The sequence below is a fragment of the Roseburia sp. MSJ-14 genome (genome assembly GCF_018918225.1).
In the GTDB taxonomy this organism is placed as follows: domain Bacteria; phylum Bacillota; class Clostridia; order Lachnospirales; family Lachnospiraceae; genus Petralouisia.
Genome location: NZ_JAHLQD010000020.1, coordinates 100,102 through 113,949 on the forward strand (window position 1 = coordinate 100,102; position 13,848 = coordinate 113,949).

The 13,848-nt window shown below is 36.4% G+C and carries 9 protein-coding genes, 3 tRNA genes and 1 rRNA gene; all 13 read right to left on the bottom strand.

Features of this window, described 5'->3' with window-relative positions; translation table 11 throughout:
* Positions 1 to 7 precede the first annotated feature (7 nt).
* Positions 8 to 859, bottom strand: a complete 852-nt coding sequence (locus tag KQI83_RS08955; RefSeq protein ID WP_216556807.1) for a sugar ABC transporter permease — start codon at positions 857 to 859, stop codon at positions 8 to 10.
* The gene (locus KQI83_RS08960; RefSeq protein ID WP_216556809.1) at positions 859 to 2,259 is read right to left on the bottom strand and encodes a carbohydrate ABC transporter permease; all 1,401 of its coding nucleotides are present in this window, start codon (positions 2,257 to 2,259) and stop codon (positions 859 to 861) included. Before KQI83_RS08960 ends, KQI83_RS08955 begins: the two co-directional genes overlap by 1 nt.
* 87 nt (positions 2,260 to 2,346) lie before the next feature.
* Positions 2,347 to 3,600 carry an extracellular solute-binding protein gene (locus KQI83_RS08965; RefSeq protein ID WP_216556811.1) on the bottom strand — a complete coding sequence of 418 codons (1,254 nt, stop codon included), beginning with the start codon at positions 3,598 to 3,600 and terminating at the stop codon, positions 2,347 to 2,349.
* A gap of 236 nt (positions 3,601 to 3,836) precedes the next feature.
* Positions 3,837 to 5,579: a glycoside hydrolase family 13 protein gene (locus KQI83_RS08970; RefSeq protein WP_216556812.1), complete on the bottom strand. Its 1,743-nt coding sequence runs from the start codon at positions 5,577 to 5,579 to the stop codon at positions 3,837 to 3,839.
* A 32-nt stretch (positions 5,580 to 5,611) separates the two neighbouring features.
* The gene (locus tag KQI83_RS08975; protein ID WP_216556814.1) at positions 5,612 to 10,375 is read right to left on the bottom strand and encodes an alpha-amylase family glycosyl hydrolase; all 4,764 of its coding nucleotides are present in this window, start codon (positions 10,373 to 10,375) and stop codon (positions 5,612 to 5,614) included.
* 261 nt (positions 10,376 to 10,636) lie between these two features.
* The gene (locus KQI83_RS08980) at positions 10,637 to 11,212 is read right to left on the bottom strand and encodes a cytidylate kinase-like family protein (protein ID WP_216556816.1); all 576 of its coding nucleotides are present in this window, start codon (positions 11,210 to 11,212) and stop codon (positions 10,637 to 10,639) included.
* 78 nt (positions 11,213 to 11,290) lie between these two features.
* On the bottom strand, positions 11,291 to 11,983 hold the full coding sequence (locus KQI83_RS08985; RefSeq protein WP_216556818.1) for an LrgB family protein: 693 nt from the start codon (positions 11,981 to 11,983) through the stop codon (positions 11,291 to 11,293).
* The gene (locus tag KQI83_RS08990) at positions 11,976 to 12,338 is read right to left on the bottom strand and encodes a CidA/LrgA family protein (RefSeq protein ID WP_216556820.1); all 363 of its coding nucleotides are present in this window, start codon (positions 12,336 to 12,338) and stop codon (positions 11,976 to 11,978) included. Before KQI83_RS08990 ends, KQI83_RS08985 begins: the two co-directional genes overlap by 8 nt.
* 83 nt (positions 12,339 to 12,421) lie before the next feature.
* Positions 12,422 to 13,171, bottom strand: a complete 750-nt coding sequence (locus tag KQI83_RS08995) for an SDR family NAD(P)-dependent oxidoreductase (RefSeq protein WP_216556822.1) — start codon at positions 13,169 to 13,171, stop codon at positions 12,422 to 12,424.
* Between the two features lie 99 nt (positions 13,172 to 13,270).
* Positions 13,271 to 13,341: transfer RNA gene (locus KQI83_RS09000), tRNA-Cys, on the bottom strand.
* A 52-nt stretch (positions 13,342 to 13,393) separates the two neighbouring features.
* Positions 13,394 to 13,465 (bottom strand) — tRNA-Glu (locus KQI83_RS09005).
* 39 nt (positions 13,466 to 13,504) lie between these two features.
* Positions 13,505 to 13,577: transfer RNA gene (locus tag KQI83_RS09010), tRNA-Asn, on the bottom strand.
* A gap of 170 nt (positions 13,578 to 13,747) precedes the next feature.
* Positions 13,748 to 13,848, bottom strand: a 23S ribosomal RNA gene (locus tag KQI83_RS09015); the annotation flags it as partial.

Here is a 13,848-nt window from a genome sequence, read left to right on the forward strand (position 1 = left end):
AAATTTATTAACCTTTTACTGCTCCGCTCATACCTTCTACATAGAATTTCTGCGTAATCAGGAATAAGATAGCAATTGGAACAGATACTACTACGGCACCTGCTGCGAAACAGGTATACCAAGAATCAATATACTCTTTTTCCAACATCTTCCACAATCCAATAGAGACTGTGTACTGAGTTGCATCTGCACGACAGATAACTTTTGCAAAAATAAAGTCAAGCCATGGTGCCATAAAGGATGTCAAAACGGTATACACAATAATCGGTTTACTCAGTGGAATTGTAATTTTTGTAAATGTCTGCCACTTAGTAGCTCCATCAATAATTGCAGCTTCATCCAAAGCCTTTGGAATGGTATCAAAGAATCCCTTTGCTACATAGAATCCAACACCACTACCGGCAGAGAATACAATAATCAATGCCAGACGAATCATAGATCCGTTTACAAGATTTAATGCCTTCAAAATATAGTATACTGCAATCATAGACATGAAAGAAGGGAATAATCCTAAAATCATGGCAATGTTCATGTATGGTTTTCTCATCTTAAAGCGCATTCTGGACATACAATAAGATACTGACAGTACGAATACTGTTGAAATAATACATGTAAAAATTGCGATAATAAATGTATTCATGAACATCTTAGGGAAGTCCAAAATACTTGTATCCGTAAATAACTTAACATAATTGTTCAATGTATAAGTCTTTGGAAAAAAGGTTGATACATATGATCCCTTTTCTCCACGGAAACTTGTCAAAATTACCCAAAACACTGGTAACACCCAAATAAATGCCAATATTGCTAACAATATATGCACAATAACATTTGTAACTTTTTTTCTTGCACTGTTCATTACATGAATCCCTCCTCATCTTTATAGGATGTGGTATTTCGATATGTTACCAAAGCAACAATTGCCAATACAATAAAGGTCATAATACCAATAACTGCACCTAAATTATAATAACTCTTATCAACGGTTAACTTATACAACCAGGTAACCAAAAGGTCTGTCTTACCTGCTGTATCGCCAACACCGGTTGGATTACCACCTGACAACAGGAAGATAACGTTAAAGTTATTAATATTTCCTGTAAACTGTGTAATCAGATATGGGGTCATAACGAACAACATATATGGTAATGTAATCTTAAAGAATGTCTGCACTGCATTTGCTCCGTCAATTTTAGCTGCTTCGTAAAGCTCTGCCGGAATATTCTGCAAGATACCTGTTACCTGAAGTAAGGTATATGGAATACCCACCCATAAGTTAATTACAATAACAGTAACTCTTGCCCATGTGGCACTTGTAAAAAATGGTAGTGCCTTGTCTATCAAACCATATTTCAATAACAATGTATTTACGATACCTGTCGGCTGCAACATTGTTCTCATAATCAGCAGAGACACGAACTGTGGTACAGCAATAGAAATAACGAAACAAAATCTCCAAAATCCCTTTGCCTTTGTGTCTTTACGGTTAATTACGATTGCTAAAATCATACCAAAGATATAATTCAATACAGTTGCAAATACCGCCCAGATTAATGTCCACCCTAATACAGAATAGAACTGTCCTCCAATACCATCTTTAATATTTAAAATTTTCTTAAAGTTTGCAAGTCCTACCCAGTCAAACAGTACCAGCTTATCACCAATCTTACTGTAATTTGTGAAAGCCATGGTGATATTATATAACAATGGTAATACTGTGAATACCAATACCCCCATGATTGGTCCTGCTAATAATAATTTATGTAAATTTTTATCAAACAAACTCTTGAAGTCTTCTTTAAATGTATTAATATGCTTGCCTTCTTTAGCAAGTAATTCTACCTTATATCCACTCTTTACAGAATCTCTCCATACAATAATGAATAAGAAGGTAACAAATATAGTTGCAACACCATATAGCAAAATCAGACTTGACTGATCTCCTGCTGTATATTCAAAAATACTTTTTGCGTCATTCCAAACTTTCTGCTGCTCTCTCCACCCCAGAGATGGCAACATGGACATGCTGTAGAAACCATATTGAATCATATAAACTAACCAACTGATTTCAACTGCTAAATATATCAGTCCCTTTATAACTTGCTTATGTGCAATATTTCCAAGACCCATAATCAACAGGGACAATTTTGTAATTATATTTCCTTTTACCAACGCTCCGGTAACTGTATAAGGATCTTGAAACTCTTTTACTCTTTTTTTCTTTGCCTCAGCCTTTTTCACTTTTGGGCCTCCTATCATTTAACAAAGACATCCAGGGTGCCGGTTCTTACGGCATCCTGGAGTCTTCGGTTCTTATTAACTCCGAACCGCTAACTATCTTATTATTTATTCTGCTGCTGCATCAGTGTTCATTGCTGTATTCATTTCTTCTGTTTTATCTGCTGCATTGTCATGTGTAACTTCACCAGCGAAGATTGCTTTACCCATGTTTTCTGCTGGGCTCCAGTAGTTACCCATCTTAGATACTAATGGCTGTACGATAGATGTGTTCTTCATAACATCTGCAACTGCTTCAGCGATAGCATTGTCAGAAACATCAATGTTTGTGTTAGATGGAAGAACGTTTCTCATTTCATAATGAGCTAACTGAGATTCTTCACCTGTAAGGTATGCTGCAAGAGACATAGCCACTTCCATATCCTTTGCATGTGGATTTACACCAACTGCTTTAGATCCCATGAAGGATTTCATCTGCTGATCCTGTCCATCAATTTTAACAGTAGGAAGTGCTGCAACACCCATGTTTTCACCAAGTGCTTCTTCTACAGCATCTGCATCCCATGTTCCGGAGAAGATAGCGTTTACACTCTTATCACGAAGACCAGCGATTCCAGCTCCGTCTGCATCGTTAACAAAGTTAGGATTTGCAACTAAATCTACTAAGTAGTTTGTAACTGCTACACCCTTATCTCCACCAAAGTCAATTCCGTCATCTTCTTTTGTTCCATCACCGAATAAAGTACATCCGTTTGCTGCATAGAAAGCTTGAATATACCAAGAGTTAGTAATTGGGAAGGAAACTTTTCCTTTTTCTAGCATTGTGTCAAGGCTCTTAATATCATCTTCAGAGAATACACTCTTGTCATAGTACATAAACCATGTATTAGATGTAAATGGGAATGCTACTACAGCATCGTTATATGTAACAGAAGATACGATAGACTCAGAGTTATTTGCTTTAATATCATCTAAGTAACTTCCACCGATTTCTGCTAATCCGTTGCAAGATACCAAATCTGGAATATTGTCGTTAGCAAGCATGTAAACATCTGCGCTTCCTTCAACGTCGTTCTTTACTGTATCTTTTGCTTCACCTTCTGGGCAAACACCATAAGTAAATGTAACGTTCCATTCCGGATGAGCTTCATTGAAAGCTTCACACTGCTGTTTTAACCAGCCAGTATCCTGATCTTCCTGTGGGCTCCATACTGTTAAAGAAACATCTTTTGTTTCTCCATCTTTGCTTTCCCCTGCATCTTTTGTGTCAGCTTTTTTGCTGTCATTGCTGTTACCACATCCAGCTAATGTTCCGAATGCCATAGCAGAAACTAATAATAATGATACGAGTTTCTTTTTCATTTTGCTTCCTCCTAAAAATATAAATTCTTTACTTTCAGACTTTTATCTGATGATTTCATTATACTTTTGATTAAATTCAAGGTAAATATAAGCATTTTTTGAAATATATCAGATTTCTGCGTTTTTTTATAAATTTTATAAAACTATGTCAAACATGCTATATAAGCACTCGATTTTTCTCGTTATTTGGGAGAAAAAAGAACACATATGCTTTTGGCATACATGTTCTTTTCTACCTATTTCTGAATCAAAACTCCTCCAGGTAATAACTTTCCATTCTCATACTTCCTAGCAAATAATACTTCTTTTTGCGGAATTTCTTCTGCCTGTTTTGAACAATTCATATAAACAAATAACTTCTGTTCCCACTCTAACTTAATGTATTCGATTACTCTTGGATTATTGATTTCATTTGGAAAATGGAAGTGAAGACTACGAAAGGTATCCTGCCCTTTTCGAAGTGTAATAAGCTGCTTCATCTGAGCAATTCTTTCTTCATATTTTCCCGCTTCTATTTCATCCCAAGGCATGCACCGACGACAATCCGGATCATGTCCTCCTTCCATGGCAATTTCTGTCCCATAGAAAATGCAAGGACTTCCCGGCATAGTAAAGAGCACACACAATTCCTGATAAAATGCATCTTCATCTCCTGTTCTGGAGAAAAGGCGATCTGTATCATGGGAATCTAACAAGTTAAACAATACATTGTTGTTTTGCTGCATATACATGGTGTAGCACCGATTAATTGTATGCTCAAAATCTACCTTTGTTAAACTCTTATCAATCCAAAAGTCGTTAATGCTACTGGTTAATGGGTAATTCATAACAGAGTCATATTCATCTCCCACTAACCACAAGGATGCATCATTCCAAATTTCTCCCAACAGATAAATATCGGGCTTTATACTCTTAACCGTCTTTCTTATGGTCTTTAAAAACTGATGAGATACTTCATTTCCCACATCAAATCGAATCCCATCAATATCAAAGTTTTCTACCCAATAACTACATACCTTCTGAAAATATGCTACCACGTCCGGATTGTTTGTATTTAGTTTTGGCATTCCTGCTGCAAATGCAAAGGAATCATACTTGCCATCTCTGGTATCCCATACAGTCGTATCAAACGGCCATTTATGTACCATAAACCAATCAAAATATGGTGAATCCGGTCCCTTTTCTACCACATCTTTCCAAAATGGAAAACTGGTTCCACAGTGATTAAATACACCATCCAGCATAATCTTCATATCACGCTTATGCATTTCCTCTACCAAACGTCCGAAGACTTCCTTGTCACCAAACTGCGGGTCTATTTCCATATAATCTTTTGTATCATACTTATGTGTAGACGGAGATTCAAATATCGGTGTAAGATAAATCCCCGTTACACCCAGTTCTTTCAAATAGTCCAGCTTTTTAATAATTCCTTCCAGGTCTCCGCCATAGAAATCCTCATTTTTTACCCTTCCCTTCTTCCATGGCTTCACCTGTGCAGAATTTCGTGCAGGATTTCCATTGCAGAACCGGTCCGGGAAAATCTGATACCAAACCATATGGTTAACCCAATCCGGTGTTTTTGCAATATCGGAAGGATTCATCCATGGAAATATAAAATACTGAAACATTTTTGCGGATAGTTTTTGCTGTTCCCCATTGATAATACCATCTTCATAATAATAGTACCGTTCTCCATTGCTCTCCAATATAAAATAATATTTCAGTCTCTTATATTTCGGAATTACTGTGGTTGTCCAGAATCGTTGATACTTCAGGTCCTTTTTGTAAATAATTTCTTCTTCTGTTCCACTCCATCCTTCTACACCTCCCGCAATTCCACTGCTGTATGGATCTCCATAGCAAATCCATACTCGCTCCACGTCATATCCGGTCTTGATATTCACAATCATTTCCTTTTCATTTCGTGGATAACAATACGGCGGCTCTGTCTTATGGTAAATCTCTGCAAAATTCATGCTGTTTTCTCCTTGTACTACTTAAAACTTTATTAACAATATTTCTTTTTACGCGCTATCTCAGCCATTACAACTGCTGCTGATAACACCATCAATACTAATCCTGCTACCTGCGTAGCATCTCCCGTTTTAATTACGGTATTTTCCAGTTTTGCTTCTTGTTGCTGTTGTTGCTGCTGTTGCTGCTGTTGCTTGTTATCTGCATAGGTAAACATATATGTGCCACCTTCAGATGCTGCCGGAATAGTCAATGTCACCTTTGTTCCATCAATTTTACTGCTGTTTCCATATCCAGATGTAATCAAATTCGTATATACATCATCTACTGCTACCTTCTTCAAATCAAAGGTAATTGTTTTTGCCTTATCTGTAGTATTTAATGCAGTTACAACATGACGTCCCTCATAAACACGGTCAAACACTACATATCCATCTGCATCACTTGTGCCAAGACCTACTCTTTCACCCTTTGCAAATACTTCACTGTATATATTTCTTGCAGCTAAAAGTCCCTTATAATGGTTCAAGATTTTATTGTCAGATGTTACCTTGCTCCAGTCAAAATCATATCGGTTGGTCTGATATGGATAATTATTTGCCCCATACAATCCAATTTCTTCCCCATAATAAACAACTGGTTGACCTTTGGCAGTAATCTGTAAAGATGCCGCAACTAACATCTTGTTCAGTGCTTCCTTCTCTGTCATTCCATTTTCACTAATCAGTTTATATACCAATCCGTCTTCATCATGACTGCTTAAGAAGTTTCCTAAAGTTGCTGTATTATCAATTGTGTTATTTCTTTCCTCTAACTTCTTTTCAATAGAACTGATGCTTCCCGTTACAAACTGCTGTCCGAAATCATTAAAATCAAAGTCAAGAAGCGAATCCATCTGACCTGTTCTTAACTGACCACCATCAAAAGTATATCCCGCGCCGGAATATTCTCCAATCATCTTAAATGCTGGGTTTGCTTCTGTTAAAGAATTCTTAAATGCCTTCCATGTAGTATCATCCACATGTTTTACAGTATCTACACGGAAGTAATCAATATTATAATTTGTCATCCATGCTGTCTGCCATGCAACTAACTGATTTCTTACTTCTGCTTTTTCCGTTGCAAAGTCCGGAAGTCCGGAAAGCGGTGCTAACTGGTCATCACCGGATACCGTTTCTGCACTGCTTCGAATCATATCTCCGAAAACAGATTCTGTATTATAACCTGCATGATTCAGCACTACATCTACCATAATTTTAATGCCACGGCTGTGTGCCTCACTAATTAAAGTCTGGAATTCTGCTTCTGTTCCAAGGGTTGGATCTAATGTTGTAAAATCCTTTGCCCAGTATCCATGGTAGCCATGAGAAGTAATTCCCGGCACTTCTGTGGTCAGTGCATCATCAATATTATCTACAATTGGAGTAATCCAAATTGTATTGATTCCTAACTCTTTTAAATAATCTAACTTCTGTGTTACTCCTGCAAAGTCTCCTCCATGATATCCAGATGGATTATCTTTCTCTACACCTATATTATTGGATGTATTTCCATCATAGAAACGGTCTGTTACCATAAAGTAAATAATCGCTTCATCCCAATCAAAATCATTTCCGGTCTTTTCTGTTACTGTAATAGTTGCAGATGTAGTATATTCATTTTCATATTGGTCTTTTACTGTGATTGGAATCGTATATGTTCCCGGTTTTACATTTTCATTTACTGCAATTGTTCCTGCCATTAACTGTGGATCAATTACAAATTGACTATTTCCACCTAATGCAGAAATATCAGCAGTTACTGCACTTACTTCCATATCATCTACTTTGTTTGCTGTAACTTTTAATACAGAGTTTTGTGTGTAATCTACTGTTTTCTGTGAAAACTCTGCACTTGCAGATGCTGCATACTTTTTATAAGTATAAACAGAATATTCTACCAAAGTACCATTTGCACCCTTAGCATTTGTAAGATTATTATCTGTTGCTTTTACAAATGGTGCTCTTTCTTCTACTCTGTCATTATATGCATCTAACTGGTAATTTCCATCAATGCAAAAACGATAATAATGATCTCCCTCTGTCAGACTGTTGTAATAATATACAAAACGGTCTGTATCTGCATCATAGGTCATATCATATGTATTTCCATCAATTTCAACCTGAACTTTTCCTTCTAAGGTATTTAATTTACCTTCCAATACTAGATCATCATCGCGATAGAAAAATCCTACTCTTCCGTTTTTGGTATCTAGCTTATATCCCATGTTTTCCGGATAAATATAACTAATACCTTGTCCCTGAGTATAAATAGCTTCTGTTACGGTCTGTTTTAATGGAGTAGACAGGCTGTTGTCTCCGCCGTCTTTTTCTGCCCATGCATCCTCTCCATCTTTTCTATGAACAACAAAGGATAAACTCTTGGTGTTCTTTTTAATCGGTACCTTAAAGTACTGTTTTCCATTAATAGTGGTAAGTGGAATATCTACTTCACTTCCAAAACCGCTGTTCCATGTATACAAATACCAATTATCATAATCACCAGCAGAACGTACATACTCAATCATTGCATAACGATCTTTTGCTTCCACAATCTTTGGTAATGTTGTATATGCAGTTGTATCATCTGCAACCAAATACAATGTTACATTTTTATTTTTATCTGTATTGGTATAGTAAACATCTGGTCCCTGCCAGCTCCATTCTCCTTTAGAACGTGCAATCATTCCGAAATTTGTATAAGAAGCAGAAACTGTTGCTTTTAACCATGTTCTTCCATCTTCTAATACTTCTGTTTCTGTGAAATCATAAGCAGCTCCCGGTGCTCCATTTACTTCCCACAACCACAAGTCACTAGAATCTGTTGTCTGATGATTCTTGTCAAAATAATAAATAGTATAATTGTAAACATCTTCTACTGGTATTACAGTTAATGTTGCTTCAAACTCTCCTGCTTTCATTGTTACTGCAATATTTTTACCTGTATAAGATTTTTCCACTGTAATATTTCCATCACTTATAGAAACACCTGTAACGCCACTTGGCAAAGAATATGTAACCTTTACCTGATGTTCTGTACCATCACCTGCATAATATTTTACAGTTTCCGGCAACTTTGTTGCTACACCTTTTTCTGCCTGAATTGAAGTATCTGTAAGTCCTGCAATTAACAATTTACTATTTCCATCTGCTGTAGTTTCTTCGTTTGCAGGGTCTGTCATCCAGTCACTTGCATTTTTTATAAATTTATATGCGTAGCTTCCCGGTGCTACTGTTTTGGTATATTCCCATTGTTTTTTACTTGTATTATAAGTAAATTCTTCTTCACTATCCCCCCACTGAGGTGTTGTCAAATCTCCTGCTAATCTTACCTTTTCAGAAGTTTTTGGATTTTCCGGATATACAAAAGTCACCTTAGTACCTTCGATTACCGGACTAATTCCAGATTCTGTTCCTTTTACTGTTACTTTACAGTTATCGCTGCTTGGCATTCTGCTTGCATTTAATGGGTCCTGTTTCCATCCATTTGAAAAATCTCCATTTTCCACAAACTTATAACCATAATCTCCTGCTGCTGCGTTAGGAATAGTAATTGTCCACCAACCTTCTGCATCCTGAATCATATCTGCTGCTGTATCTTCTGTCCATCCGGTAAGTTCTCCTGCCAACTGAACTCTGGTTGCATCCGGTGCATAATAATTAAAAGTTGTTCCCCATGCATTTACTACCGGACTCTTTACTTTTGTCTGTAATTCATTGGTAATTGTAAATACATTATTACCGCCAACTTTTTCAGCTATATTCAGCTTATCTTCTGTCCAATTATTATCTACCATAAATCCATACTGGTAGGTTCCTTTTGCTACTCCGGAAATGGTAAGACTCCAATAACCGGTTGCTTCATTTTTCGTTAATGCTTTTTCTGCCCATCCTGTCATTTCACCTTTTACAGTTACTTTATTTGCAGTCGGACCATAATAATTAAATGTTACATCATTATCTTTTACAACCGGACTTTTAACACTTGGATCTTCTGCCGGAATATTAGAAACTTTAAAAATTTGTTCCTTTACCAGATTATCTGCTACTTCGGTACCATTTTTATACATTTTATACTCATAGGTTCCACTTGCCAATGTAGCTGTATCAATTGTAGCCGATAAAATTGCTGTATAGGTAGTATCCAAATTCATTGTAACAGAAGCTGCATCTGCCCAAGCTGTACTGCTTCCTTTTTCACGATACTTTACAGTCATTGTTGGATAAGTTCCATGTTCTGGATAATAATACAATTTTACACCGTCTGCGGATATTACAGGACTTCCTACAATTTCAGAATTTCCTCCAACTTTTGGATTATTATCATCTGTACCAATCCACTCTCCACCTACATTATCCTCAAATCCATAAGCATATGTAGTTCCTTTTTCAAAAGTAACTGTTGTATTACCACTTACTCCTCCCGGTGTTCCATCGCCATAAAATGCTTCTACACCTGTTACTCCGTCACCGCTAAATGGTACTGTTACACTCCAAACACCATTGCCATCATTTGTCAACGGAATATGAGCCCCCCAGCTTCCATCCCAGCTTCCCTTCATATAAACCTTTGTGTGTGTGTTCGTAGTATCATAATAATAAAAAGTAACACCACTTGCACTCACTGTTGCACCCTTATATTCCCCCCCGTCTGCTTTCGCAGTCATCGTTGTTCCCCCAGACAGCACAAAAGAGAACAACATTACCGCAGCCGTTAGCAGCCCCATAGCTCTCTTCGCACATTTGTGTGTCCATTTCATAGTGTAAAATCCTCCTTTTTCTTTTCCCTCTCCTTTACATCTGACCTTTATTTTATACTTGAAAAAGTAGTCTCACAATATACTAAAATGGAGTTCTCAAATTTACAACATATTTCCAAGAAATTTTATATTCATTTTTTTTAAATATAACGTTATTATAATTATGGAAATTTTTTATTTCTGTTTTTTATAATTATCTCCCTTTACATGCTTACAGCCGCCGACGTTACCCCCGTCAGCGGCTGTAATACTTTTTATTTATTATTTCATACGTTCTTTTTTATCTAAAAATTCCATAATCATTTCTACTGCTCCATCAACCCCGACAACACTGCTATCAATAGTCAACTGATAGGAATCACTACAATTCCATATCTCATCTGCATAATACTTATGGAATCCTGCTCTTGCACGGTCTTCCTTTTCTACTAACTTCTTTGCTTTTTCCATGCTAAGCTTTCGACTCTCAGCAGTTTTTTGAATACGATATTCCTCTGGTGCATGAATAAATACGCTTGTCATATCCGGATTGTCCTTTAAAATGTAATTTCCACATCTTCCAACAATTACACAATCCTGCTTTGCTGCTAATTGGCGAATAAATTGAAACGGAACCTCTCCATGTCTTCCAGAACCGCTGTCTAATGCTATAACATATAACAGACTACTTACCGGTTCCTCTTCATAAAATGCTTTTAATTCTTCGTACTGACTTGATTTTTTTGCCTCTATTGCCATAGATTCCTTATCATAATATTTAATTCCCAATTTTTCTGCAAGCTTCTTCCCAATTACATGTCCATAGCTTCCAAATTCTCTTCCGATTGTAATAATCATAAACCCCACTCCTGTCTGTTTTTATTATCTTTATTATAACACTGCCTACAGAGATTGCAAATTATATTTTATTTCTGATTACATTAAATTTGCATAGAACGATGCCATTATTACGGTTAAAAGACCTGCCACCGCAATCGCAAGACCGCTCATAGCTCCTTCTATTTCTCCCATTTCTATCGCCTTTGCTGTTCCAACGGCATGTGCCGATGTCCCTATTGCAATTCCCTTTGCAACGGGCTCGGTAATACGAAATATTTTACAGATTAATTCTGCCATCATATTTCCAAGAATTCCGGTAATAATAATAGATGCTACTGTAATGGTGACAATTCCTCCCATTTCCTCTGATACTCCCATACCAATTGCTGTTGTAATTGATTTTGGGAGCATAGTCACATACTGCTGATGGTTCAAGCCAAATAACTTACTTAATAGTAACACACTGGTAAGGCTGATAATTACTCCACTGGTTATTCCTAAAATTACTGCCTTCGCATTTTTTCTTAATAAATGAAGCTGTTGATATAAAGGAACCGCCAGACAAACCGTTGATGGTGTCAACAAATAACTCAAGTACTTTGCGCTACTGTTATAAGTTTCATAATCCACATGAAATACTACTAAAAATAAAATTACTATTACTACCGCTATTAAAAGAGGATTAAAAATAGCCATCTTAAACTTTCTCTTTATAATAAGTCCTATTTCATACCCCAAAAGACTGATTGCCATTCCAAAAAATATAGATTCCTGAGCTAAATTATTCATTCTTTTTCCTCTTTTCCATTCGTATAATTCCCTGTGTTATTTTTCCGGTAAATCCCATAACTATAATTGTAGTAATAACAATAATTGCACCTATTGGCAAAATAATATCTTTTAATACCCCCCAGCTATCAAGTAGTCCTACCGATGCCGGGATAAACATGACTGGCATAATTTCTATTAAAAAAGTACTGGCTTCCTCTACCTTATCCACCGTAATAACTCCTGTACATAATGCAAGTAACATTAATACCAACCCGTAAATACTTGCCGGAATTGGTAATGGAATCAGCCACTTTAAAGTTTCACCCAATAACGATATCAACATAATAATAAAAAATTGTCTTAAATACTTCATTTTTCTACTTCCTTTCATTTTTATCATGCTATACCTTTTTTTTGCATTCGTCAAACCTTGTATAGGATTTAATACACTTTTTTCTATTTCTTTTTTATCAATTCCACAAAAAATATTTTTATTCTTATAGGAATCACTCTAAGTATTCGATTTAAAATTCCCGGAATGATTATTTCCTTATTTTTCATTAACTTATTGTATGCATACACCGCCACTTTACCTGGGTTCATGGCACCCTTTGGTGTTTTTTTCCCTGTCTTATGAAAAAACTCCGTATTTGTAGTTCCAGGACATAATATACATACTTGTACATTATATTTTGCAGCTTCTCTCCTAATTGCCCTACTATAACTTAAAACATAAGACTTACTTGCATAATACGTCGCTGTATACGGACCTGGTTGAAATGCTCCAGTAGATGCAACATTCAGTATTTTTCCCCTTTTTCTCTTATACATATCCGCTAAAAAAAACTTACATAATTCTGTAAGCGTAATCATATTTAATACCATCAAGCCTCTGTCTTTTTCTTTATCTATAGACTCCGTTGCTCCTATTGCTCCATATCCTGCATTATTTACTAAAATATCTATCTCTATGTTCTCTTTTTTTATTTTTTTATACAGTTCTTCTGCTGCTCCTATTTTTGAAAGATCCTGCTGATATATATGTACCGATGTTCCATATGCCTGTTCCAAATTCTTCTTTGTTTGTACTAATCGTTCTTTATTAGATGCAACTATTAAAACTTCATAATGTTCTTTTGCAAATTTTTGTGCTAAGGCATATCCAATTCCACTTGTTCCCCCTGTAATAAGTACACAGTTTTTCATTTAAATACATTCCCTTCTATCTTTAATACAGCATGGTATTTTCTAAATATTCTATAATATAAGAAAAAAGATTTCAGAAATTCTTCTGAAATCTCTAAAAGGCGCCGACCAGATTTGAACTGGTGATGAAGGTGTTGCAGACCTCTGCCTTACCACTTGGCTACGGCGCCATATTTTATAAAATTATACCATCTACTGTATTATATGCAATATATCAGAAAATGACTCCTACGGGAATCGAACCCGTGTTACCGCCGTGAAAGGGCGATGTCTTAACCGCTTGACCAAGGAGCCTAATCTTAAGTATTTAACTATTCTTTGATAATAAAAAAACTCCCCGAGTAGGACTTGAACCTACGACAGCGCGGTTAACAGCCGCGTGCTCTACCGACTGAGCTATCGAGGAATAATGTTTTATATACCTTAAAAAGTTCACACAGAAATTATCCGATTTCCACTTAAGGAAGTTCCGTTCACTAAATTCAACCTTCGCCTTTGGCTCGCTTTCATTAAGTTCCTCGGAACGACCTTCGAACTAAGCTCAATCTTCACTTCGTTCGATTTCCCTAAGTTCTCTAGGTCAAGCCCTCGACCGATTAGTAACAGTCAGCTCCATGCATTACTGCACTTCCACCTCTGCCCTATCTACCTTGTACTCTTCAAGGGGTCTTACTTCC

Bases quoted from the DNA above. Each gene is read 5' to 3' on its own strand.
- KQI83_RS08955 (WP_216556807.1), bottom strand. From the start codon at position 859: ATGAACAGTGCAAGAAAAAAAGTTACAAATGTTATTGTGCATATATTG.
- KQI83_RS08985 (WP_216556818.1), bottom strand. From the start codon at position 11,983: ATGAATAATTTAGCTCAGGAATCTATATTTTTTGGAATGGCAATCAGT.
- KQI83_RS08965 (WP_216556811.1), bottom strand. From the start codon at position 3,600: ATGAAAAAGAAACTCGTATCATTATTATTAGTTTCTGCTATGGCATTC.
- KQI83_RS08975 (WP_216556814.1), bottom strand. From the start codon at position 10,375: ATGAAATGGACACACAAATGTGCGAAGAGAGCTATGGGGCTGCTAACG.
- KQI83_RS08995 (WP_216556822.1), bottom strand. From the start codon at position 13,171: ATGAAAAACTGTGTACTTATTACAGGGGGAACAAGTGGAATTGGATAT.
- KQI83_RS08970 (WP_216556812.1), bottom strand. From the start codon at position 5,579: ATGAATTTTGCAGAGATTTACCATAAGACAGAGCCGCCGTATTGTTAT.
- KQI83_RS08960 (WP_216556809.1), bottom strand. From the start codon at position 2,259: ATGATAGGAGGCCCAAAAGTGAAAAAGGCTGAGGCAAAGAAAAAAAGA.
- KQI83_RS08980 (WP_216556816.1), bottom strand. From the start codon at position 11,212: ATGATTATTACAATCGGAAGAGAATTTGGAAGCTATGGACATGTAATT.
- KQI83_RS08990 (WP_216556820.1), bottom strand. From the start codon at position 12,338: ATGAAGTATTTAAGACAATTTTTTATTATTATGTTGATATCGTTATTG.